22 protein-coding genes are annotated in these 22,479 nt (G+C 63.5%); 9 read left to right on the forward strand and 13 right to left on the reverse strand.

The window, feature by feature from the left end; genetic code table 11:
- Positions 1-27 precede the first annotated feature (27 nt).
- The 3 genes from ACFRFQ_RS15140 to ACFRFQ_RS15150 are packed head-to-tail and all read left to right on the forward strand — an operon-like array spanning position 28 to position 2,929.
- The gene (locus ACFRFQ_RS15140) at positions 28-804 is read left to right on the forward strand and encodes an alpha/beta fold hydrolase (protein WP_378658932.1); all 777 of its coding nucleotides are present in this window, start codon (positions 28-30) and stop codon (positions 802-804) included.
- Positions 805-845: 41 nt separating this feature from the next.
- Positions 846-1,145 carry an MGMT family protein gene (locus tag ACFRFQ_RS15145; RefSeq protein ID WP_378658934.1) on the forward strand — a complete coding sequence of 100 codons (300 nt, stop codon included), beginning with the start codon at positions 846-848 and terminating at the stop codon, positions 1,143-1,145.
- A gap of 14 nt (positions 1,146-1,159) precedes the next feature.
- Positions 1,160-2,929 carry an NTP transferase domain-containing protein gene (locus tag ACFRFQ_RS15150; protein ID WP_378658937.1) on the forward strand — a complete coding sequence of 590 codons (1,770 nt, stop codon included), beginning with the start codon at positions 1,160-1,162 and terminating at the stop codon, positions 2,927-2,929.
- Positions 2,930-2,997: 68 nt separating this feature from the next.
- Here ACFRFQ_RS15150 and ACFRFQ_RS15155 read toward each other — a convergent pair whose 3' ends face one another.
- The 6 genes from ACFRFQ_RS15155 to ACFRFQ_RS15180 all read right to left on the reverse strand — a co-directional run bounded on the left by ACFRFQ_RS15155 (position 2,998) and on the right by ACFRFQ_RS15180 (position 10,606).
- Positions 2,998-3,714 (reverse strand): sirohydrochlorin chelatase, encoded by a 717-nt coding sequence (locus tag ACFRFQ_RS15155; protein WP_378658939.1) that lies wholly within the window; start codon positions 3,712-3,714, stop codon positions 2,998-3,000.
- Positions 3,680-4,819 carry a uroporphyrinogen-III synthase gene (locus tag ACFRFQ_RS15160; protein ID WP_378658941.1) on the reverse strand — a complete coding sequence of 380 codons (1,140 nt, stop codon included), beginning with the start codon at positions 4,817-4,819 and terminating at the stop codon, positions 3,680-3,682. The genes ACFRFQ_RS15155 and ACFRFQ_RS15160 overlap by 35 nt, the downstream gene beginning before the upstream one ends.
- Entirely contained in the window at positions 4,816-5,211 is a 396-nt protein-coding gene (gene nirD / locus ACFRFQ_RS15165) for a nitrite reductase small subunit NirD (RefSeq protein ID WP_378658944.1), read from the reverse strand. Before nirD ends, ACFRFQ_RS15160 begins: the two co-directional genes overlap by 4 nt.
- A gap of 90 nt (positions 5,212-5,301) precedes the next feature.
- Positions 5,302-7,803 carry a nitrite reductase large subunit NirB gene (gene nirB, locus ACFRFQ_RS15170; protein WP_378658946.1) on the reverse strand — a complete coding sequence of 834 codons (2,502 nt, stop codon included), beginning with the start codon at positions 7,801-7,803 and terminating at the stop codon, positions 5,302-5,304.
- Between the two features lie 56 nt (positions 7,804-7,859).
- The gene (locus ACFRFQ_RS15175) at positions 7,860-9,260 is read right to left on the reverse strand and encodes an MFS transporter (protein WP_378659633.1); all 1,401 of its coding nucleotides are present in this window, start codon (positions 9,258-9,260) and stop codon (positions 7,860-7,862) included.
- Positions 9,261-9,376: 116 nt separating this feature from the next.
- Complete coding sequence (locus ACFRFQ_RS15180; protein WP_378658949.1) at positions 9,377-10,606, reverse strand: MFS transporter; 1,230 nt, start codon at positions 10,604-10,606, stop codon at positions 9,377-9,379.
- Between the two features lie 91 nt (positions 10,607-10,697).
- Here ACFRFQ_RS15180 and ACFRFQ_RS15185 point away from each other — a divergent pair, with 91 nt between their 5' ends.
- The gene (locus ACFRFQ_RS15185; protein WP_378658951.1) at positions 10,698-11,363 is read left to right on the forward strand and encodes a FadR/GntR family transcriptional regulator; all 666 of its coding nucleotides are present in this window, start codon (positions 10,698-10,700) and stop codon (positions 11,361-11,363) included.
- Positions 11,364-11,370: 7 nt separating this feature from the next.
- On the opposite strand, the gene ACFRFQ_RS15190 is transcribed toward ACFRFQ_RS15185, so the two are convergent.
- The 3 genes from ACFRFQ_RS15190 to ACFRFQ_RS15200 are packed head-to-tail and all read right to left on the reverse strand — an operon-like array spanning position 11,371 to position 14,506.
- Entirely contained in the window at positions 11,371-12,225 is an 855-nt protein-coding gene (locus ACFRFQ_RS15190; RefSeq protein ID WP_378658954.1) for a TIGR02569 family protein, read from the reverse strand.
- 46 nt (positions 12,226-12,271) lie between these two features.
- On the reverse strand, positions 12,272-13,459 hold the full coding sequence (gene moeZ, locus ACFRFQ_RS15195) for an adenylyltransferase/sulfurtransferase MoeZ (RefSeq protein ID WP_378658956.1): 1,188 nt from the start codon (positions 13,457-13,459) through the stop codon (positions 12,272-12,274).
- Positions 13,460-13,501: 42 nt separating this feature from the next.
- Positions 13,502-14,506: a DUF3152 domain-containing protein gene (locus ACFRFQ_RS15200; RefSeq protein WP_378659636.1), complete on the reverse strand. Its 1,005-nt coding sequence runs from the start codon at positions 14,504-14,506 to the stop codon at positions 13,502-13,504.
- A gap of 411 nt (positions 14,507-14,917) precedes the next feature.
- Between ACFRFQ_RS15200 and ACFRFQ_RS15205 the strand changes: the two genes are divergently transcribed.
- Positions 14,918-15,580, forward strand: a complete 663-nt coding sequence (locus tag ACFRFQ_RS15205; RefSeq protein WP_033231167.1) for a TetR/AcrR family transcriptional regulator — start codon at positions 14,918-14,920, stop codon at positions 15,578-15,580.
- 127 nt (positions 15,581-15,707) lie between these two features.
- Here ACFRFQ_RS15205 and ACFRFQ_RS15210 read toward each other — a convergent pair whose 3' ends face one another.
- The gene (locus ACFRFQ_RS15210) at positions 15,708-15,938 is read right to left on the reverse strand and encodes a DUF3107 domain-containing protein (protein WP_033231168.1); all 231 of its coding nucleotides are present in this window, start codon (positions 15,936-15,938) and stop codon (positions 15,708-15,710) included.
- 105 nt (positions 15,939-16,043) lie between these two features.
- Positions 16,044-16,739, reverse strand: a complete 696-nt coding sequence (locus ACFRFQ_RS15215) for a ferritin-like fold-containing protein (RefSeq protein ID WP_378658959.1) — start codon at positions 16,737-16,739, stop codon at positions 16,044-16,046.
- Between the two features lie 442 nt (positions 16,740-17,181).
- Here ACFRFQ_RS15215 and ACFRFQ_RS15220 point away from each other — a divergent pair, with 442 nt between their 5' ends.
- Positions 17,182-18,738, forward strand: a complete 1,557-nt coding sequence (locus tag ACFRFQ_RS15220; RefSeq protein WP_378658962.1) for a DEAD/DEAH box helicase — start codon at positions 17,182-17,184, stop codon at positions 18,736-18,738.
- A gap of 9 nt (positions 18,739-18,747) precedes the next feature.
- Complete coding sequence (locus ACFRFQ_RS15225) at positions 18,748-19,950, forward strand: hypothetical protein (protein WP_378658965.1); 1,203 nt, start codon at positions 18,748-18,750, stop codon at positions 19,948-19,950.
- Between the two features lie 12 nt (positions 19,951-19,962).
- Here ACFRFQ_RS15225 and ACFRFQ_RS15230 read toward each other — a convergent pair whose 3' ends face one another.
- Positions 19,963-20,760, reverse strand: a complete 798-nt coding sequence (locus tag ACFRFQ_RS15230) for a ParA family protein (RefSeq protein WP_378658968.1) — start codon at positions 20,758-20,760, stop codon at positions 19,963-19,965.
- 84 nt (positions 20,761-20,844) lie between these two features.
- Between ACFRFQ_RS15230 and ACFRFQ_RS15235 the strand changes: the two genes are divergently transcribed.
- Positions 20,845-21,465, forward strand: coding sequence for an acid phosphatase (locus ACFRFQ_RS15235; protein WP_378658970.1), 621 nt, complete (start codon positions 20,845-20,847; stop codon positions 21,463-21,465).
- Between the two features lie 5 nt (positions 21,466-21,470).
- Positions 21,471-21,950, forward strand: a complete 480-nt coding sequence (locus tag ACFRFQ_RS15240) for a GNAT family N-acetyltransferase (protein WP_378658973.1) — start codon at positions 21,471-21,473, stop codon at positions 21,948-21,950.
- A 4-nt stretch (positions 21,951-21,954) separates the two neighbouring features.
- Here the strand turns inward: ACFRFQ_RS15240 and ACFRFQ_RS15245 are convergent, their stop codons facing one another.
- Entirely contained in the window at positions 21,955-22,440 is a 486-nt protein-coding gene (locus ACFRFQ_RS15245) for a hypothetical protein (protein ID WP_378658975.1), read from the reverse strand.
- Positions 22,441-22,479 lie beyond the last annotated feature (39 nt).

Consider the following 22,479-nt stretch of genomic DNA (forward strand, 5'->3'; position numbering starts at 1 on the left):
ATTGCCTACGTCGGGCAAGATTGGCCTGTGCCTGCACTCCACACCTATCTGTACGGCCCGGCCGATGCGCCGGAGATACTCTCGCTGCACGGTCTGACCGGCCACGGCCGACGGTGGCAGTCGATGGCCGAGAATCAGCTTCCCGACGCTCGCTGGATCGCTCCCGATCTGCGTGGTCACGGCCGCTCGACCTGGGCTCCGCCGTGGAACATCGAGGCACATGTCGCCAGCCTGATCGATACCCTGGACGAGCACGCACGCGGCCCGGTCCTGATAGTTGCCCACTCGTTCGGCGGCGCTGTGGCGCTCCATCTTGCGGCGACGGCGCCGGAGCGTGTCCGCGGCTTGGTGTTGCTCGATCCTGCCATCGGACTCGATCCGGAGTTCATGGGCAGAGTGGCCGAACTCACGATCGGTTCACCGGATTACACAGATGCCGCCGAGGCACGTTCGGAAAAAGTTCACGGTTCCTGGGGCGAGGTGCCCGCCGCAGTCCTCGACGAAGAATTCGAGGAACATCTCATCCACCTCGACAACGGACGCGTCAACTGGCGACTCTCCACTCCCGCCGTCGTCACCGCGTGGGGAGAACTCGCGCGGCCACTGGTGCTCCCGCCGAGTTCCATGCCGACGGTGATCGTCCAGGCGATGAAAGTGCAACCGCCTTACGTCACCGACGAGTTCCGGACGGCAATGACCGAGCACCTCGGCCCGCACCTGACCAGCGTGGAGTTCGACTGCGACCACATGGTGCCGCACGTGCGCGCCGACGAGGTTGCGGCCCTGATCCGCACATTGCTCTGACCCTCACTGCTTGCTCTGACCCTTGCACCGAGAGGCACACCATGGCAGCCACCACGGACGAACAGATCGAAGGGGTCCGCCGACTCGTCGCATCCATTCCCTCCGGATTTGTCGCCACCTACGGCGACATCGCCGACGCTGTCGGGCTTTCCAGCCCACGAACGGTCGGGTGGATCATGCGTACCGACTCCTCGGACCTTCCGTGGCATCGGGTTCTGGGTGCATCCGGCAAACCCGCAGCGCACCTGGCCCATCGCCAGATTGCGAAGTTGGAATTGGAAGGCGTGCCGATCAAGGACGGCCGGATCGACATGTCGCGCGCACGGCACACCTTCCCGTAGGGCAGCATGGACTCATGACCGCCCATCCGCCCACATGTGCGCTGATACTTGCCGGCGGACGCGGCACCCGCATGGGTGGTGTCGACAAACCTGGACTTGTGGTGCGCGGCCGCCGTCTACTCGACATTGCGCTCGCTGCCACAGCACATTTAGGCACGACGGTGGTGGTCGGACCGCATCGCGACGACCTCGACGCCGGGGTCGTGCAAACCCAGGAGTCGCCGATCGGCACCGGGCCGGTATCCGCACTCTGGGCCGGCCTGCATGTCATTGATCTACCCGAAGACGCAGTCGTGGTCGTCCTGGCAGCCGATCTGCCGCAGATCAGTCGCGGTGTCGTCGACGCCCTCGTGGATACTCTCGATTCCGAGTCACGCGCAAACCTGGTGGCGTGCGCCGTCGACGAGAACAACCGAACACAATTTCTGTTGTCCGCCTGGATATTCCATGAACTTCGGGATCGAATCGCAGCACTGCGCGAACACGACGGACTCGACAATCAGCCGATGAAAAAGTTACTTACCCAAGGATTCTCGACACTTCAGGTGAGCGGCACAGCTGATTGCGACACTCCCGAGGATCTCGAACGGGCGCGGGATCTACCTCGACTGACAATCACGGAGGCCCGCGCCGCGATTCTGGAGTCGCTCACACCCCTGCGCCCCCGCCGGGCCGTGCTGGCTGAGAGCGTCGGCGCCACACTCGCCGAACCCCTTGTTGCACAGGGCGATTTACCGCGCTCACCCGTCTCCGCGATGGACGGCTATGCCGTCGCAGGTGACGGACCCTGGCGGATCCGCCAGGAAATCCGCGTCGCCGGCGCCGACGCCACGCTTGAATTGGCAGACGGTGAAGCAATCCGCATTGCGACCGGAGCACACCTTCCCACCGGCGCCAGCGCCGTAGTCCGAGACGAACACGTGGTCACTGAGGTCGCCGAGGGCACTGAGGACAGTCCCCCGCGGTTGACGCTGCTACCGAATACGCCGCTACGCAACGACGCTCGACCCCAGGGCGAAGACTGGACTGTCGGTTTCACCATCGCACCGGCCGGTACACCGGTGACACCGGTACTCGTTTCGGCAGCCACCAGCGGTGACGTTGCCGAAGGCGCGGTTCGCGGTCCGGTGCGTGCGCGGGTCGTGACAACCGGTGACGAAATCCGCCGAGACGGACCGCTGCGCGAAGGCCAGACGCGCGATTCCATCGGCGGCATCCTTCCCCTTCTGCTCGGGCGATGCGGCGCGACGTGCATCTCCGACACCCATTTACGCGACACCGCCGACGGTTTCGCGAACACCCTCGCAGCTGACGACAACGCCGATCTCATCGTGATCGTCGGTGCGACGGGCGGCGGCGCTGCCGACGAAATGCGCTCCGCGTTAGACCGTCTCGGTGCCCGAATTGTTGTCGGCCGGGTCGCGTCGCGTCCCGGCGGTTCACAGATCACGGCAGTGTTGCCCAACGGAAAAGTGGTTCTCGGCCTCCCCGGTAATCCTTATGCGGCAGTCACGACGTTGTTGACGATGCTGCCTACCATTGTCGGTGCGCTCACCGGGAGAACTCCCATGCCGCCGTTGCTCGGAACTATCGAGAACGCCTCCGAGGTCAGTTCCGATGCCCTGCGGCTACTCCCGGTGACGCAGATCGATGACGGCCGCTGGCACGCAGATCCTTCGGTGCGAACCTCGCATCTGGCGGGTTTGATCGGCAGGGCAGCGTTTGCGCTTGTGCCCGCATCTGCACCCGACAATGTCGTTGCCGAACTTGTGCTCCTGGGATGAGCTCACCCTTCCCGGTATAACGTCTCCTGATGCGGCGTGGGCGCGTACCCGAACCGTCCCGAACGGCCTCAGATCACCACTACGCCGCGGCGAGCGGCCGAATACCGGTTGACCACAAGATCCACGACGCCGGGATCAACGCCGAGAGGTTCGGTGACGCCGTCGGCGCCCGCCGCACCAAGACGTTCGTGAAACAATCCGTGAGCAAGAAGATACGACGCGATGAACACTCGGCGCGCACCGCGAACCCGCGCTGCTGCAACAACATCCGCAACCTTGGGTGTTCCGGTTGCGATGTACCCGATATCGACCCGCGTGTCGGCCTGTTCCGCCAACATCAGTGCGGCGCGCTCGACGTCGCGGAGCGCGCGCGAATCGGAAGAACCGGCTGCGGCAAGGACTATCGCGTCGCCGCTGCGCCAACCGGCATCACGCAACCGCCGCATCAGGACACTGGCCAGCGCGGGATCGGGACCAAGTGCAGGCGTCACCGTGACGCCCCTGTGCCCACTGACTTCCACTTCGCGTCGAACGTCGGTGTGCACGTGATATCCCGAGGCCAGGAACGCGGGTACCAGAATGGCTCGGCCGGGAATATCGCGGAGAACCTCCGACGGCGACGGACCCAGGACGTCGACAAAGGCCACGCGAGTTGTCCCTACCCGGGCACTGACCGCTTCGGCCAGTGCGGCAACCATTTCCACGCCCCGCGCACTACGTGTGCCGTGGGCGACCAGAACCAGGACGTCGCTAGAGTTCTGCGTATTCGGTGGGATCGAGTGCAAGACGATAACCTCGTTTCACAACGGTTTGAACGGCTTTGGGAGCGCCGAGGCACGCGCGCAGGCGTGCGACGGCGGTTTCGACGGCGTGCGTGTCGTCGCCGCTTCCCGGAAGGGCGGCCAACAGTTCGGCACGAGAGACGACGTGCCCCGGCCTCGCCCCGAGGGATCGCATGAGCGACATACCGGCCGGTGACACTGCTCGGACTTCTCCGTCCACGACAACACAGCCACCGCGGATACTGATTTCGTGGTCACCGGCCTGAATCCGATTGGCACGCTGCGGAAGTTCGTCGACAATGTGTCTCGCCAGCGCACCAAGGCGAGCCCTGGCCGGAGCAGTGGTCGGAACGCGCAATGCCTCCAGCGGCGCTGAGGTCACCGGCCCGACACACACCGCCGTTACCGATCCCCGCATGGCATCGAGAACGGTATCGAGTCGCCCCGTCGTATCCGCGCGCATCAGGATCGACGCGACCGCCGGCGCACTCGTGAAACTGACAGCATCGATTGCGGACGTCGCGATGGCGTCGATCATCCGGTCGAGCAGTGTCGGATCTTCCGGCGGTTCCCAGCGATAGACCGGGACTGCGATGACCTCGGCACCCGCGTCACGCAGCACCTGACAGAAATCGGGGATCGGCTCCCATTCCGTGGTGGCGCCGTGTAGCTGGACGGCAACAACCTTTCCCGAAACTCCCTCGGCCAAAAGATGTTCGAGTACCTCGGCCGAGGATTCGGATGCCGGAGACCATTCTTCGCGCAGGTCCGCTGCGCGAATCGCACCTTTCGCCTTGGGCCCGCGAGCCAGCAGGCGTGCTGAATTCAGTGCGGCGGAGAGATTCTCGGCTTCACCCCACCCGTCCGCAGCTTCGAGCCAACCACGGAATCCGATACCGGTCGTGGCAACAACCACCTCGGGCGGACTCGCGATAATCTGCCGCGTCACCCGTTCCAATTCGCGGTCGTCGGCGAGCGGGATGATGCGGATAGCCGGAGCATGCACCACTTCCGCTCCCCGCCGGGTCAGCAGCATCGCAAATTCATCGGCACGGCGCGATGCCGTGATCCCGACCGTGAACCCCGCTAGTGGCATGTTGTCGATCACGAGACGGATTCGACAGCCCGAATAGTGCTGTGCACCTGCACGACGCCGGCCCAGACTCTGATTTCGTACACCGGAAGCGACACCGACTCGTCATCGAGTGCCCGGCCGTCGATCAGCGAGAACACCTGCTTGAGCAACGGCGACACCACGATCGGTTCACCGTCACGGTCTCCGACGAGCCCTCGTGACATCACCGATGCGCGTCCGTACGGATCGAAGTTGCCGACGGCCCGCAAGGTGCCGTCCTCGAGGAGGAACAGCGCCACCTGCTCACCGCCGCGGAGCAGCACTGCAACCCCGCGCCCCGGGATGAGATGACTCAGTGGGCACGCCGAAGTCCATTCCAGTCGTTCGGAATCCAGCTTGGCGATCTGTGCATCGATGACACTCATCGAAGTCCTCCTGTCGATCCGGCGAGCGCGTCGCACGGGTTCTTGTCTTAGTTTGTACGGACCCCGTGTTACCCACGGGTTACGCAGCGATTACCGGCGCGTGGGGATGCTCGGCATACCCATCAGGACGGGAACCTTGCGCACTCCGGTCTCGTCGAACACAACCGTCGGGTCGGCTTCTTCCGGCGCATTGACAAACGAGACGAACCGCGACAACTTCTCCGGATCACCCAGCACACCAGCCCATTCGTCCTGGTAGCCCTCGACGTGCTTGGCCATCAACGCCTCGAGTTCCTCGCCGATGCCCAGACTGTCCTCGCAAATCACGGACTTGAGGTGGTCGAGTCCACCGTCGAGCGAATCCACCCACGGCGCGGTGCGCTGAAGGCGATCGGCTGTACGGATGTAGAACATGAGATAGCGGTCGATGTACTTGACCAAGGTGACGTCGTCGAGGCCACCAGCGAGCAACTGAGCGTGTTTGGGAGACTGTCCGCCGTTGCCGCCCACATACAGATTCCAACCGTTCTCCGTCGCGATGACACCGACGTCCTTGCCGCGGGCTTCCGCACATTCGCGGGCACATCCCGAAACGCCGAACTTGATCTTGTGCGGGGAGCGAAGGCCGCGATAGCGGTTCTCGAGGTCGACGGCCATTCCCACCGAGTCCTGAACACCGTAGCGGCACCAGCTCGACCCGACGCAACTCTTGACCGTGCGCAGGGACTTGCCGTACGCCTGCCCCGACTCCATTCCCGCATCGACCAGGCGCTTCCAGATTGCCGGCAACTGTTCGACCCGAGCGCCGAACAGATCGATGCGCTGGCCGCCGGTCACCTTGGTGTACAGACCGAAATCGCGTGCTACCTCACCGATCACGATGAGCTGTTCCCCGGTGACCTCACCGCCGGGCATGCGCGGAACGACCGAGTACGTGCCGTTCTTCTGAATGTTGGCCAGGAAGTGGTCGTTGGTGTCCTGCAACGACGCCTGCTGACGGTGGAGGATGTGATCGGAATCCGTGGATGCCAGGATCGAGGCGACAACGGGCTTGCAGATGTCGCAACCGGTGCCCTTGCCGTACTTGGAAATCAGAGCCGAGAAGGTTCTGGTTTGCGTCGACTGCACGATCTGGAACAGCTCTGCCCGCGACTGCGCGAAGTGCTCGCAGAGCGCCTTCGACATCACGACGCCGGAATCGGCGAGCAACTGCTTGACAGTCGGAAGGCAACCGCCACAGGTGGTTCCCGCACTAGTGCACACCTTCACCGACGCGATGTCGCACGCGCCGGCCGCAATCGCACCGCAGATGGCGCCCTTGGTCACTCCGTTGCACGAGCACACCTCGGCGTCGTCCGGCAGCGATCCCGCACCTGGCTTCTCCCCCGCGGGCGAAATCAATGCTGCTGGGTCGCCGGGCAATTCGCGACCGACCAGCGGGCGCAGCGACGCGTAGGCTGATGCGTCACCGACAAGAATGCCGCCGAGCAGGATCTTCGCGTCGTCGGAGACGACGAGCTTGGCGTACGTTCCCTTGGCTGCGTCGCTGAGCACAACTTCGAGAGCACCGGGCGAGGTGGCCATGGCATCACCGAAGCTGGCGACGTCGACGCCCATGAGCTTGAGCTTGGTGGACATGTCGGCACCGGGGAAATCTGCGGCGCCGCCGAGCAGACGGTCGGCCACGATCTCGGCCGTCGTGTAGCCGGGGGCGACCAGTCCGTAGCAACGGCCCTCTACCGCAGCGCATTCGCCGACTGCGTAGATGTTCTCATCCGACGTCACGCAACCGAGGTCGGTCAGGATACCGCCGCGCTCACCGACTGCGATGCCGGCGTCGCGGGCCAGCTGATCGCGCGGCCGGACTCCGGCGGAGAAGACGAGCAACGACGCGTCGATAGTGGAGCCGTCGGACAGTTCGACCACAACTCCGTTGTCGGACTGTGAGATTCCGGCCGTGCCGACGCCGGTGTGGACGGTGAGCCCCAACTCGGTGACGAGCCGAGCGAGCAAAGCGCCGCCACCCTCGTCGACCTGCATCGGCATCAGGCGCGCGTTGTGCTCGACGACGTGTGCCGTCATTCCCATGAGCGAGAGCGCATTTGCGGCTTCCAGTCCGAGCAGACCGCCGCCCACCACGACGCCGACAGCCCCGGTTCCTGCCTTGTCGGCTGCAGCCCGGATACCGTCCAGGTCGTCGAGGGTGCGGTAGACAAAGCATCCGTCGCCGTCATGGCCGGGCACCGGCGGAACAAAGGGGTACGAACCGGTAGCCATCACCAGAGCGTCGTAGGAGATCGTGTTTCCGGCGGTTGTCGTGACCGTTCGAGCATCCTTGTCGATCGAGAGCGCACCCTCCCCCACCCGGAGATCGACCAGGGCGTCACCGACGTAGTCGTTGCCTGCCAGCGCCAGTTCTTTCGGATCCCACACTCCCACATAGGAGGACAATCCGACGCGATCGTAGGCGGCATACTGCTCGTCGCAGAGAACGGTCACCGACCAGACGTTTGCCTCGTCGCGCGAACGTAGTGCCTCGACAAAGCGATGCCCGACCATTCCGTGTCCGATGACAACTACCGATTTGCTCATGACGCGCCTACTTCCAAAGGTAACGAGAGAGTTCTTGAGATTGTGTGGGCCGATCGTCAGGCCGTGACCGAAACCTTCACGTCGTCGACGTCTGTGGTCAGCGTGGACGGCTTGCGCAGGAAGACGAACCAGGTCACCGCGATGCAGGCGATGTAGAAGGCGAGGAACACCCAGAACGCCATGGTGGCCGACTTGGCGGGGCTGCTGTACGACGCGCGCAGCACCAGGTTGATGCCGACACCGCCCAAACCGCCTACCGCACCGGCAAATCCGATGAGGGCACCGGAAATGCTGCGCGACCACGTTGCCTTCTCGGCCCGATCCATGTGGTCGAAGCTCTGAGCCTTCGCCTCGAAGATCGCGGGGATCATCTTGTACACGGATCCGTTGCCGATACCCGAGAGCAGGAACAGGGCGATGAATCCGAGAACGAACGTCACCATGATCCCGGCGCTTGCGACGCCTGCGGTGTTGTCGTCCATCGTTCCGGCCGTCACGAGGATCGATGCCGCGAATGCCATGGCGACAAACGTCCACATCGTTATCTTGCCGCCGCCGATCCGGTCGGCCAGTTTGCCGCCGAGGGGGCGAGCGATCGAGCCGAGGAGCGGTCCGATGAAGGCGATCTGCGCTGCATGCAGGGCCGCCGCGGCCGGAGTGGCACCGCCGGCGAGGAAGTTGATCTGCAGAACCTGACCGAAGGCGAAGCTGAATCCGATGAAGGAACCGAACGTACCGATGTACAGGAAGCTGATCACCCAGGACTCGGAGAACTTCAGCGCCTTGGCCATCGAACGCAGGTCCGATTTCTGGTTGCCCAGGTTGTCCATGAACAGTGCAGCGCCGACCGCTGCCGCCGCGATGAACACGAGGTAGACAGCGCACACGATCCACGGAGCGCGGTTGCCGACGGTGGCGATCACCAGCAGACCGATCAGCTGGATCATCGGAACACCGATGTTTCCGCCGCCTGCGTTGAGACCGAGCGCCCATCCCTTGAGTCGCTGCGGGTAGAAGGCATTGATGTTGGTCATCGACGACGCGAAGTTACCGCCGCCGATGCCGGCAGTGGCCGCCACCAACATGAACGTGGTGTACGACGCACCTGGGTTCATCATCAGATACAGCGTGAGAAGCGTTGGTATGAAAAGGAACAGCGCACTCATGACGGTCCAGTTGCGACCGCCGAAACGTGCGGTGGCGACCGTGTAGGGAATGCGGAGGACGGAACCCACCAAGGTGGGAACCGCGACGAGGAAGAACTTTCCGGCCGCGTCGATGCCGTAGATCTCTGTGGGCATGAACAACACCATGACGGACCAGATCGACCAGATCGAGAAACCGACGTGTTCGGCAACGACCGACCAGATCAGGTTTCGCTTCGCGATGTCCTTGCCGCCGGATTCCCAGGCGTCGACGTCCTCTGCATCCCAATGCTCGATGTAATGACTCACCAGGGCCTCCTGAATGTGTGGGAGACCTAAAGGTAGAAAACGGTTATTGCGCCGGTGCTGCGCGCGGTGACCGCGAAGTCAATTGATCCTCACCCCGTAACAGGACCCCGTGTGAGGACTTATCGAGCGTGCCAGGAGTCCTCGAGCATCCGCGGCTTGCAGGCCTGATAGGCCCCGACCAGCACCACGACGACGGCAACGACGAGCAATCCGAAGGGCGCCGCATACCCGTCCGTCGCATCGTGAAACACGCCGAACAGCAACGGTCCGAGGCAGGCCACTGTGTAACCGATGCCCTGAGTGAAGCCGGACAACGCCGATGATCCGAGGTGCGAACGCGTACGGAGGTTGATCAGTGTCAGCGCCATCGGGAAGGTACTCGGACCCAGGCCCAGGACAACCACCCAGACGATCGGCGCGGCCATCGGCGCAAAGTACAGACCGGCAAAGCCGATCAGATAACAAGCGGCACAGCCGATCACCACGGGGAACGGATTGGCCATTCGGGCGCAGAGCGTCGGCGCGCCGAAGGCCGCGACCAGTCCCATCACCGAGAAGACACCGACCATGGTTCCACCGAAGGCATCGCCGGCGCCGGCGTCGCCGAGGATCGACGGGATCCACGTGAACATCGAGTAGGTGATCAGCGACGTCATACCGAACATGCCTGCCATCCCCCAGGCAACGGGCGAACGCCACACCTGGCCACGGCGACTCGCGTCGACGGCCGGCACCACCACTGCTTCTGCGTCGGCCTTGCGCGAGCGAGCGAGAGTGATCAGCCACGGAACGGCGGCGGCAAATCCGAAGGCAGCCCACCATCCGATGGAGAATCTCCACCCGAAGGCATCGGCGACCGGAACCGCGACAAATGCCGGCACGATGGTGCCGATCTGCACGGCCACGATGTAGACCGAACTCATGGTGGCAAGACGATCGGAGAAGTATCGCTTGACCAGCGGTGGGATCACGACGTTGCCGATACCCATACCCGCCAACGCGAGAGCCGACAGGGCCAGCAACGACCAGGTTTGAGACATCATGGCGCGCAGCAGCATTCCGACTGCAGCCATGATCATGGCAATCAACGCGGTACGTTCGAGGCCGAGACGCTTTGCCAGGGCCGGTGTGATGAGACCGAAGGCGGCGAACATAGCCGTCGGCACCATTCCGAAGACGCCGACCACAGAACCGGAGAAACCGAACTCGTCCTGGATCTGCGATGCGAGTGGAGAGAACGACGTCACCGCAAGGCGAAGTACGAGCGCAGACATGGCAATGGCAGCGAAGACGAGCACACGGCCTTTGACGAGCGAGCGGGGTTCTGTTCTCTCCAGTTGAGCAGTCACCGAGAAATCATAGGATGACCGGACGAAATGACACAAGGGAGATAATCTAGCTTCACCACCGCTCAGTCACCCGGAAACCGAGGAACACCCCGTGCAACCCGTTCGACGCGCCAGCCTCATCTCACAGGTCACCGAACAACTCCGCGACGAAATACGGAGCGGAACGTGGCCCGTCGGAACGAGGATCCCCACCGAACCCGAACTGACCGAACTGACCGGCACCGGGCGCAACACCGTGCGCGAGGCCGTACAGGCACTCGTTCACGCGGGCATGCTCGAGCGCCGACAGGGCTCGGGAACCTACGTTGTCGCACTGTCCGATCTGGAGAGCACCCTCGGCAACTACTTCGCCGGAGCGCACGAGCGCGACGTGCTCGAACTGCGTCGAGCACTCGATATCACCGCGGCGACGCTCGCGGCCGCCCGGCGCACAGACGACGACGTCGCCGAGCTGACACGCCTGCTCGCGGTCCGGGCAGCCACCTGGGAGGGTCACGACACCACAGCGGCCGCCGTCGCCGACGCGGCACTACACCGCGCGATTGTCGCGGCCAGCCACAATGTGGTGTACCTGGAGTTCTACGACTCCCTGCTTCCCGTCATCGAATCAACGATCCATCAGCACATCGACGCCACCGGAGAGGGATTCCACAGCCGGCACCAAAACCTCGTGGCGGCAGTCATCACAGGTGATGCGCGGGCCGCCTCGGATGCCGCGCGCGATCTTTTCGAAGGCCTGGTCGCCGACTTCGGCTGAGCTCGAGTTAGAGAAGCAGCCGGACGATATCGGAGGTCCGGGCCAGACCGGGAAACGCGTCCGCCGTCGACCGGGGGTGCAGCACATGAACGGCCAAGCGGAACATCACGGCTCGAAGCAGCATCTGCGGCCACTCCGGCAGATCCTCCCAGCGACCCACCAGAGCCTCGTCGGCGCCGCCCCACGAGATGGCGTCGACAACCGCCACAGCTGCGGCCCATGCCGCCGGTCGCCAGTACGGCGTGATGTCTGTGATTCCGGGCGCCATGCTGCCCGAGAACAGGACGGTGCCGAACAGATCACCGTGCACCAATTGATCAGGACTCTGAACCGGTTTGCGGAGCGTGGCAAGACCCGCGATCAGTTCGAGACTCTTGCGCCCGTCGGGTGTCGGCGACTCGAGCTGCTCGACCCCCTTCGCAATTCTCAGCGGAACCGTTTCCCAGGCCGCGCGGTCGGCGGCAACGAACACGTCGACCTCGGCCCACGGCGGGACAGGCGGCTGGGCGAGGAATCGTGGACGCTCCAGCGACGCCGTAGCAGCGTGGAGCCGGCACGACATGGAGACAACCTCGTCGTGCCGGGGTTCAGGCGTTCCGACGATGAAAGTGTCTGCACGCCAGCCCGATACGACGTATCGACCGTCCGTGGAACGGACCGGACGGGCCAGACGCACCCCGTCGACTTCGAGATTCTCACGCACTTTTGCCGACCAGGCCGCGCGCGCATGATCCGCGACGGCAGAGAGGACGACGTCTCCACACAGCCAACCGCCGTCCCAATCCGCACCGAGTGGGATGGGATCGACTTCGCGGAGGCCGAAGGTGGAGCACACGTGCTGGGGAGGTTGGCCTGTGCTCACACCCCAACGCTACCGGTGCGAACCCGCTACGCGGCGCAAGGCACGCCTAGTAGAGCGGCAGAGAAGTGTCCACCTGTTTTGCCCAGGCGATTGCGCCACCCTGCAGATGGACGGCATCGGCGAACCCGGCACTCTTGACGACAGCAAGCGCCTCAGCCGACCGGATACCGGTTTTGCAGTACAGAACTATCTGCTTGTTCTGCGGCAACGACGCCAACGCTTCACCCGAGACGATCCGACCCTTCGGAACCAGAACCGCATCCGGCAAGTGCATGATGTCCCACTCGACGGGTTCTCGCACGTCAACGAGCTGCAACTCGCGACCGCTCGCGATCAACTGCGCGAGTTCCGGTGCGGTGATCGTCGAACCGGTCGCAGCAGCACTCGCTTCGTCGGACACCACGCCACAGAACTCGTCGTAATCGATCAGTTCCGTCACCGGCGCCCGCGACGGATCACGTTGCAACCGGATTGTGCGAAACGTCATCGACAACGCGTCGTACATCATCAGACGGCCGAGCAACGGTTCGCCGATTCCCGTGATCAGTTTCACGGCCTCGGTTGCCATGATCGAACCCACGGTGGCGGGCAGGACGCCGAGCACACCGCCCTCCGCACACGACGGCACCATGCCCGGCGGCGGAGCTTCGGGATACAGATCGCGATAGTTCAGGCCCACTCCCCCCGGCGCGTCTTCCCAGAACACGGAAACCTGGCCTTCGAAGCGATAGATCGAACCCCACACGTACGGCTTGCCGGCGATGACGGCCGCGTCGTTCACGAGATAGCGCGTCGCGAAGTTGTCGGTACCGTCGAGGATGAGGTCGTACTGCGAGAACAATTCCACCGCATTGGAGTTGTCGAGGCGGAACTCGTGCAAGCGTACGTCGACGTGGTCGTTGATCTCGAGAATCGACTCGCGTGCGCTGACCGCTTTGGAGCGGCCGACGTCCGAGCGGCCGTGAATGACCTGCCGTTGCAGATTCGACATGTCGACTTCGTCGAAATCGACAATGCCGATCGTTCCCACTCCCGCCGCAGCGAGGTAGAGCAGTGCGGGCGATCCGAGTCCGCCGGCCCCGATGAACAGGACCTTCGCGTTCTTGAGTCGCTTCTGCCCTGACATCCCGACATTGGGAATGATCAGATGCCGGCTGTACCTGGCAACTTCTTCCCGGCTCAACTCAGCGGCTGGTTCCACCAGAGGTGGCAAGGCGACGGGTGATGCGGACACGCTCAAACTCCTGAATCAGCTACTGACGCTCTCGGATACGGCTCACGCTCTCGGATACGGCCACGGGTTGAAGCGGCAGGTCAGCCCGTTCATCGGGACGACGCCGTCCGGATCGAGGACCGCGATGTCGTTGTTCGCGGTTCCGAACGTCTGCTGCATCATGATCGGCGCCAAACCACCTTCGGTTTCGCACGGTTGATGCTGGGCGTATCCGATGGCATGGCCGACTTCGTGGTTGATCTGATACTGCCGGTACGAACCGATGTCACCCTGGAACGAGATCGCTCCACGAACCCATCGTGGCTCGTTGAGTAGGACTCGATCCATACCCGGGTTGTAGCACGAGCCCTCGAGTTCGATCTCGTAGCCGCAGCCTTCACGGATGGTCATCTGAGAGGTCAAGGAAATACGGAAATCGGGAGAACCGGAATCGATCCGCCGGAAGGCGACCTTCGGATCGTTGGTCCAACTTTTGGGATTGGCCAGCGTCTGATCGATCATCCGGCCATACGACTCGTCGCCACCGAAACCGGCCGTATCGACGCCGTCCTCGATTTCGACGGTGTAGGTGAACTCGCGCTCGGTGCCCTGGCCGACCTTGCCGGTAGATCCGGGAACTATGTGCCACGTGCCACCACCGGTGACCGCAAACGGTCCACCCTCCGGCAGCGCTCCGGACGGTATCGATGCCGCGAACTGCCCGTCGGCGGCCGGCGGCGCTCCGATGACATCGGTCCCGTCGGTGCTGTGCGCGAGGTCGGCAGTTGCCTTCGTCGACGAAGAGGAATCGGAGGCGGGATCGGAACGCACAGCGTCGAAGATTACGAATATCGTCAGAATCACGAGCACGGGAATCGCGTACGCACGCCACCCGTACGTCGCAACGAACTTGCCCAGTCGACTCTGTTTACGGGCGCTGCGATCCGGCCGCGGAGTGCGTGGGGTCTTTCCCACCTGTCTCTTCGTGGGATCCCACTGAGCTCGCAACGGCTGGTGCGACGCAATTCCTCGGTAGTCGCGCTCTCCGTACATACGATCCTCGTGCATACGGTCCTCGTGCATACGGTCCTCGCGCGCACGCTCTTCGCCGTCGGGGTTGCCCCACGGCTCGCTCACTCCGCTGCGCATTCGAAGCTCGTCACGGTCAGGGTTCTGCGTAGATTGTCCACGCATGCGCGGTCCCCCTGGGTCAGTCACGGCTCCAGAATCTCACATCCCACAAGCGGCAGGCTCCGACCGCGCAAAACCCGCAGGCAAGGGCGTGTCAGATGTGCCGACCACCACATCACACCGATCGAGGATTCCGCTTGCCGAGACGAAAAAACGCGAGCGCGCGACACACGGTATCGTTCATGCAGCTACGGCCGATGTGACGGAGGATACTGGCGAGTACGCATTCGTGACTCGACATGTTCGCGCCGCGGCCGAATTTTACTTTTGCTCAGATTGGACAGCGACATGACAGAACTCGCGGATCGGACAGAATCCGATCGCGGTACATCGGCCGGTAAGCCGGCTGGAACCCGTCGCAGCACCCGCCTTCCGCGAGATGCACGCCGACTCCAACTCCTCGCTGCTGCCAGCGAGGTGTTCGTAGCCAACGGCTACCACTCTGCGGGCATGGACGAGATCGCCGAATGCGCGGGCGTCAGCAAGCCGGTCTTGTACCAGCATTTCCCAGGCAAACTCGAACTGTATGTAGCGGTTCTGCAGAGTTACGTCGACAGCCTCATCTCCGGTGTCCGACAGGCCCTGCGCTCCACTACCGACAACAAGCAACGCGTACGCGCCGCTGTGCAGGCGTTCTTCGATTTCGTCGACAACGATTCACAGGGTTTCCGCCTCGTCTTCGAGTCAGACATCATGGGTGAACCGCAGGTGCAGACGCGGGTCGAGCAAGCCACCGAAGCGTGCGTCGACGCAGTCTTCGACCTGGTCAGCCACGATTCCGGTCTCGATCCCTACCGGGCGCGCATCCTTGCGGTCGGTCTGGTGGGCGCCAGCCAGTTCACGGCACGCTACTGGTTGGAAGCGGCTCGCCCGATCCCCAAGGAAGAAGCCATCGAAATCACGGTGACGCTGGCGTGGGGCGGTCTGTCGAGAGTGCCCCTTCAGTCCTGACAACACTGCAGTCCTGAGAACACTGCAGTCCTGAGAACACTGCAGTCCTGAGAACACAGCAGCCTCGTTCAACGAAAAGGCGGGCAGTCTCATTCGAGACTGCCCGCCTTTTCAGTTACCTAACGCATCAGACGGTAGGCGCAAACCCAACCTTGCGGATATCGGACGGACCGATCTCCACGTATGCAACGCGGCTCGCCTGCACCAGGAACTTGCGGCCCTTGTCGTCGACGAGCGAAAGAACGGGCTCGCCGCCACCGAGGACGCCTGAGACCAATGCCTCAACCTCGTCCGGGGTCTGTTCGCTGTTGACGATGAGCTCACGCGGGCTGTCGATTACACCGATCTTGACCTCCACGGTCAACCTCCGAACTGTTCGTGAAATACATCAGCTGTCCTGGCCAGGCTAATGCAGCATCACTCCCACATGCTCGCTGCCGCGCTGTGCCGATAGCGAACAGGCTCAGACCAGTCCGAGCGTGGCCATCCGCTCGGCATGCTTTTCCTGCATACCGTCGAACAATGCGACCACGCCGTTGAGATCGCCCGAGGCGGAAATCACCAGGTCGGTGAGATCGTCGCGCTGGGCGAGAACAAACTGCGCCTGGGTGATCGCCTCACCGAGCAGTCGGCGTCCCCACAGCATGAGACGGTCCTTGACCCGGCTACTCGCCTCGACTGCTGCCTTCACTTCGAGGACCACGAATTCGGAATGCCCGGTCTGGGAGAGAACGTCCTCGACGATCTCGGCGACGTCATCCGGCAACGAGTGCCCGATTTCCCGATAGAAGTCTGCGGCGATTCCGTCGCCGACGTACGCCTTCACGAGTGATTCCATCCACGTCGACGGGGTGGTCGACGCGTGGTAGTTGTCCAAGGCCCGCACGAAGGGATCCATGACCGCAAAGATCTCGTGCCCACGTTCCGTCAGAGCTGTGCTCAACGTCTCGAAGTGCGCCATCTCCGCCGCTGCCATGCTGGCAAAAGCTACCTTCCCGTGCAGGTCAGGTGCCATCTGCGCGTCTTCGGACAAGCGATAGAACGCTGATATCTCGCCGTACGCGAGTACCGCGAACAAATCGATCACGCCGGGATGATCGGAAGGCACCCGGCCGCCGGTTCCAGTGTCAGTCGAAGCATCAAGATCGTGTGCGCCCATGCCTACGAACTCTAGTGCCACATCCCCGGTCGGTCCCCTCGATCACCCCATGTCGACAGGGGTGATCTAGGCCATGCTTTGCTGGGAATTGCCCGGTTACCGTTACAATGGTTCCGGGAGTCCGCTTAGTTTCCCCCGCTCTTTCAACCAGCTCTTTCAACCAGCGGGGATGATCTAGTACTTACGGACCCCACAGATAATGTGCGCGCACCTGCATCGACGGTTGTTGCCCGCTTCGCCGAGATTTCACGGACGGCATCAGAACATCGGTCCGCGAAACCCCAGTGCTGAGGCGTAGGCAAGGCCGACGAACAAGAGGGCATCGACTTCGGCCGATTTACGGCCAGGCCCCTTACCTTGTGCGTGCGTACCGCAACGAGGAAAGGCCAGACCCCTGAGCAAGATCACGATCGACCACGAAGACGAAGCAACCGAAAACACCGTGTCCGTCCAGCTCGACGACACACATGTACCTCCGACGTTTGCCGAGCTCGGTGTCCGCGACGAAATCGTCCGCGCGCTGAACGAAATCGGTATCGAACGCACTTTCGCCATCCAGGAACTCACACTTCCGTTGGCTCTCGCCGGCGACGACCTCATCGGTCAGGCCCGTACCGGAATGGGCAAGACCTTCGGTTTCGGAGTCCCGCTGCTGCACCGCATCGCCACCGCCTCCAACGGCACCGCTGCCCTCGACGGCACCCCGCGCGCCCTGATCATCGTGCCCACACGCGAGCTGTGCATCCAGGTTGCTCGCGACCTCGAGAACGCCAGCAAGTACCTGCGCGTCGGTGATCGCGGTCTCCAGGTTCTGCCCATCTACGGTGGCCGCCCCTACGAAACGCAGATCGCGGCGCTCCAGAAGGGCGTCGACGTTGTTGTCGGCACCCCCGGCCGCCTGCTCGACCTCGCAAACCAGTCTCACCTGATTCTCGGCAAGGTCGGCGTTCTCGTCCTCGACGAAGCCGACGAAATGCTCGACCTGGGCTTCCTGCCTGACATCGAACGCCTCATGGGGATGGTCCCCGACAAGCGTCAGACGATGCTGTTCTCCGCGACCATGCCGGGCCCGATCATCACGCTGGCCCGCACCTTCCTGACGCAGCCGACGCACATCCGCGCCGAAGAGGCTGAATCCTCCGCAGTGCACGACCGCACGAGCCAGCACATCTACCGTGCGCACGCCCTCGACAAGGCCGAGATGGTTGCCCGCGTTCTGCAGGCCGAAGGCCGCGGCGCGACGATGATCTTCACCCGTACCAAGCGCACGGCCCAGAAGGTCGCCGACGATCTTGCCGAGCGCGGCTTCTCCGTCGGCGCCGTTCACGGTGACCTCGGACAGATCGCCCGCGAGAAGGCCCTGAAGGGCTTCCGCAACGGCAAGGTCGACGTTCTTGTCGCCACCGACGTCGCTGCTCGCGGTATCGACATCGACGACGTCACCCACGTCATCAACTACCAGTGCCCTGAAGACGAGAAGACGTACGTCCACCGCATCGGCCGCACCGGCCGCGCCGGGCGTACCGGCATCGCCGTCACGCTGGTCGACTGGGACGACATCCCTCGCTGGCAGCTCATCGACAAGGCACTGAGCCTCGGAATCCCCGACCCGGTCGAGACGTACTCGAGCTCTCCGCATCTGTACGAAGAGTTGTCCATCCCGGCCGACGCGAAGGGCACCATCCGCAAGGCTGCGCCCGAGAAGGCTAAAGCTGCGCCCGAAAAGGCGAATGCGGACAAGAAGGCTGCTGCCGACTCCGACGGCACCGAAGAGAAGGCCGCTCCTCGTCGCAACCGGACCCGTCGCCGCACCCGGGCGGGCAGCGAGTCGACCGACTCAGCTCAGACCACAGCTCAGACCACAGCAGCACCCACTGCGGATGCTGCTGCACCCGCCGACGATGCTGCCACGTCAGCCGACTCCGATGCCGCGTCCAAGCCGCGCCGCCGTCGTCGTCGTCGCCCAGCGCAAGCCGTTGCGGCAGCCGCAGCAGAGTAAGCTCCCCATGTGCTGGCACCTGAACGGCGTACTCGCTCTGATGTAATCGCGGCGCTCGGTATCGCGCTGGCCGTGATCGTGGCGGTGACCGTGGTGTGGTTGCGCAGTGATGCGCGCGGAACCACCTCGGTCACCGCCGACACGGCTCTCCCTCCGTTGACGACGTCCGTGGCTCTTCCGGACGTCCTGCGTGAGGTGTGGTCGTTCCCGAGCGCTGACTCCACGGCTCCGATCGCCGTGGGCAACGCGGCAGTCACAGCGGACGGCTCCGATGTCGTCGGCCGCGACCCGGCTACCGGGGACGAAGTGTGGCGCTACTCGCGCAACTATCCGCTGTGCGGAGCCATCGGATCCTGGGATCGAGTTGTCGCCGTGTACCAGGACAATCGTGGGTGCTCACAGGTCACCTCTCTGGTTGCCGACACCGGGGCGCGTAAAGACCAGCGCAACAGCGACGCCGACCCGTCGGTGACGCTGTCCGCCGACGGCACCTATGTCATCTCGCTCGGTGACACCCGCATGGAACTGTGGCGCTCCGATCTGGTGCGCACGCTCGAGTACGGCCGCGTCGACGCCCCGGTCAATCCCAACAAGCAGCCGCACGCCGGGTGCGAATTGCTCAGTGCCGCTTCCAGTTCCAGCCGGGTGTCGGTCCTCCAGAAATGCGAGGGCGACGCGTCGAACCGTCTGACGATCATGAATCCCGCACCGAAAGACGCTCAGGAACCGCAGGAATACGGCACGGTCGTACTTCCGGATTCCGAGGGCGCCCGCATAGTCGCCGTGTCCGGCGAAAAGACCGCCGTCTACCTCCCGGCCGGCAACGGAACCGTCTCCCGCCTGAGCATTTTCGACGGCGCCGGCACCGCGCTGGTCGACTACCCCGTCGACGGAGTCGACTCGGAGCGCGCAACCCTACGCGCCGACAAGAACGCCATCACCTGGTGGACAGGCACCCAGACGATCAATCTTCGATCGAACGACTTGACCCCCACCTGGATCGTCGAGGGAACTTCCGGCCCTGGCACTCTGGTGTCCGATCAACTGCTTGTCCCCGTGCCCAACGGGATTGCGGTGATCAACCCCGCCGACGGCACCGTCATCCGCATGATCGGCGTCGACCGCGGCGACGTCACCTCACCGATCGTCATCGCGAGCGCCGGCGACACTGTCCTCGAACAGCGCGACGGCAACCTGGTCGCACTGCGCTGAGCTGAGCTACCTTCAGATCGTCAGATCCGGCACAAAGGTAACGACTTCGCTTCCAGCCCAATGCTTCACGAGGTTCGCCGCAAGATCGCGATACGCGTCGGCGCCCTTGTTCTTTCGCCCGGCCAAGACCGTCGCGCCCGACGCCGACGCCTCGGCGAACTTGACGGTCCGCGGAATCGGCGGGGCGAGCACGGGCAACGAGTAGCGATCACTCACGTCGGCGAGAACGTCACGACTGTGTGTTGTCCGAGCGTCGTAGAGCGTCGGGAGCGCACCGAGCAGAACCAGATCCGGATTGGTGATCGCCTGCACTTCTCGCACCGTGCGCAGAAGCTGCCCCACACCGCGATGCGCCAGCGTTTCGCATTGCAGCGGAACAAGAACGGACTGCGCCGCAGTCAATCCGTTGAGCGTCAACACACCCAACGACGGCGGGCAGTCGATGATGACGACATCGTAGTTTCCGAGTAGCGGAGACAGTGCGCGCTTGAGCGCGAACTCCCGGCCTGGACGCATCAGCAGGAGCGCTTCCGCTCCGGCCAGATCGATGGTTGCGGGCAGAAGATCCATCCCGTCACCGGTTGGCAGGATCGCATCGGCGGCGTCGAGATCGCCCGCCAGGACTTCGTTGACCGACCGTTCGAGTCGATCGGGATTGTGCCCGAGCGAGAACGTCAGGCATCCCTGAGGATCAAGATCCACCACCAGTACGCGTTGACCGAGGGCGGACAAAGCCGCGCCGAGGGAGGCGACGGTCGTGGTCTTGGCCACGCCGCCCTTTTGATTTGCCACTGCGAGAACCGTCGTCACAGATAGATCCTTGCGTATTTCGAGCGAAGAGGCGAACGCTACACGCGGATGTCTTGTCTCGAGTTGTCCTGCAATGATGGGCACATGGCCCCCTCGGTTCGCAGCACCGGCACGTCCGATCCCCGTGTGATTCTCCTACGTCACGGCGAAACCGAATGGGCCCGCAGCGGTAAACACACCAGCCGCACCGAAGTCCCACTCACCGCGCTCGGCGAGATCCAGGCCACCGCGACCGGTAACCGCATTCGGGCACTCGGCCTCCGCAATCCCATGATCCTGACCAGCCCACGGCTGCGTGCTCAGCGCACCGGCGACCTCGCGGGACTTCCGGACGAGCGGACATGGGATGCATTGTCGGAGTGGGATTACGGGGACTACGAGGGGCTCACCACGCCCGAAATTCGGCGAACCGTCCCCGAGTGGACCGTGTGGACTCATCCGTGTCCTGGCGGCGAGCATGCCGATGAGATCGGTGCCCGCACGGATATGGTGCTGAGCCTCGTGACATCCCAATTGCCCGAACGGGACGTCATCCTGATCGGGCACGGGCACTTCTCCCGCGCACTCATATCGCGGTGGCTCGAACTGCCCGTCTCCGAGGGCCGACGATTTGCCCTCTCCCCCGGTGCCTATTCGGTGCTCGGGTACGAACACGGGTCGACGCACCTCCTGCACCACAACGTGCCGCCGCTCGTGGAAGGCTGAGTGCCATGATCCGACGCGCCACTCCCGCCGACGTCCAGCCGATCACCGACATGATCTACGAACTCGCCGACTATCAGAAGGCCATCAACGAGTGCACCGTCAAGCCCGCACAGATCAGCGAAGCCCTCTTCGGTGACGCGGCGGCCGCTTTCGCCCATGTCGCGGTCTCCGCGAACGGAGATGTTGTCGGCATGGCGCTGTGGTTCCGCAATTTCTCGACCTGGGAAGGCGTATACGGCATCTATCTCGAAGACCTGTACGTGAAGCCCTCCGAGCGCGGATCAGGCCACGGCAAAGCCTTGCTGGCAGCCCTCGCGAAGGAATGCACTGACAACAACTACTCACGCCTGTCGTGGTCGGTACTCAACTGGAACACACCGTCCATCGAGTTCTACGAGTCCCTCGGCGCCGAGGCCAAGACGGAATGGACCACCTACCGACTGACCGGCGACCACCTGGGTTCGCTGGCCGCGCAGGCTCGTTAGAGCCTCAGTTGTCGGTTTTGCCCTCGGACTTGTCCTGGGGCGTTTCGGTCTCATCGGTCTCTTCGGTTGCGATCTCGTCGGAAAACGATCCGTACTCGAGTGCCATCCACTTGGACGTGGGCGCCGAGAACAGGAAAACCAGCGTGGCGAGAACAACCGCGCCGAGAACAACGCCGAGAAATACCTGGTGCGAGTCGGTCAAAAGCGACCAGGCAACCGGCAGAAGGAGCAACTGCGCGACAACGGCAATAGCGCGTCCCCACCGCCGCCCCGTCAGCAGCGCGATACCCGCGGCCAACACGGCACCACCGAGAATTGCGACCCACGCGGCAAACCCGTACCCGTTGGTCACGCTCTGATCGTGCCCGGTCAGACCCCGAATTACTGCTACCACGGCAAAGCCGGCCGCAACAAGACCTTGCAGCGTCACGAGGGCTCCCGCCCACCTGACTGTGTTGGGAAGGGTATTCGGACTGGCAGTATTCGGCACGAGACCAGCCTAGAACACGACACCGGATAGGCTGATGCC

Origin of the sequence: Rhodococcus sp. NPDC056743, assembly GCF_042790355.1 — a bacterium.
GTDB lineage: Bacteria > Actinomycetota > Actinomycetes > Mycobacteriales > Mycobacteriaceae > Rhodococcus_F.

What these genes read in the sequence shown, in the direction of transcription:
- ACFRFQ_RS15145 (WP_378658934.1), top strand. Translation starts at nt 846, where the DNA reads ATGGCAGCCACCACGGACGAACAGATCGAAGGGGTCCGCCGACTCGTC.
- ACFRFQ_RS15150 (WP_378658937.1), top strand. Translation starts at nt 1,160, where the DNA reads ATGACCGCCCATCCGCCCACATGTGCGCTGATACTTGCCGGCGGACGC.
- nirD (WP_378658944.1), bottom strand. Translation starts at nt 5,211, where the DNA reads ATGAGTGTCATCGATGCACAGATCGCCAAGCTGGATTCCGAACGACTG.
- nirB (WP_378658946.1), bottom strand. Translation starts at nt 7,803, where the DNA reads ATGAGCAAATCGGTAGTTGTCATCGGACACGGAATGGTCGGGCATCGC.
- ACFRFQ_RS15200 (WP_378659636.1), bottom strand. Translation starts at nt 14,506, where the DNA reads ATGCACGAGGATCGTATGTACGGAGAGCGCGACTACCGAGGAATTGCG.
- ACFRFQ_RS15205 (WP_033231167.1), top strand. Translation starts at nt 14,918, where the DNA reads ATGACAGAACTCGCGGATCGGACAGAATCCGATCGCGGTACATCGGCC.
- ACFRFQ_RS15215 (WP_378658959.1), bottom strand. Translation starts at nt 16,739, where the DNA reads ATGGGCGCACACGATCTTGATGCTTCGACTGACACTGGAACCGGCGGC.
- ACFRFQ_RS15235 (WP_378658970.1), top strand. Translation starts at nt 20,845, where the DNA reads ATGGCCCCCTCGGTTCGCAGCACCGGCACGTCCGATCCCCGTGTGATT.
- ACFRFQ_RS15240 (WP_378658973.1), top strand. Translation starts at nt 21,471, where the DNA reads ATGATCCGACGCGCCACTCCCGCCGACGTCCAGCCGATCACCGACATG.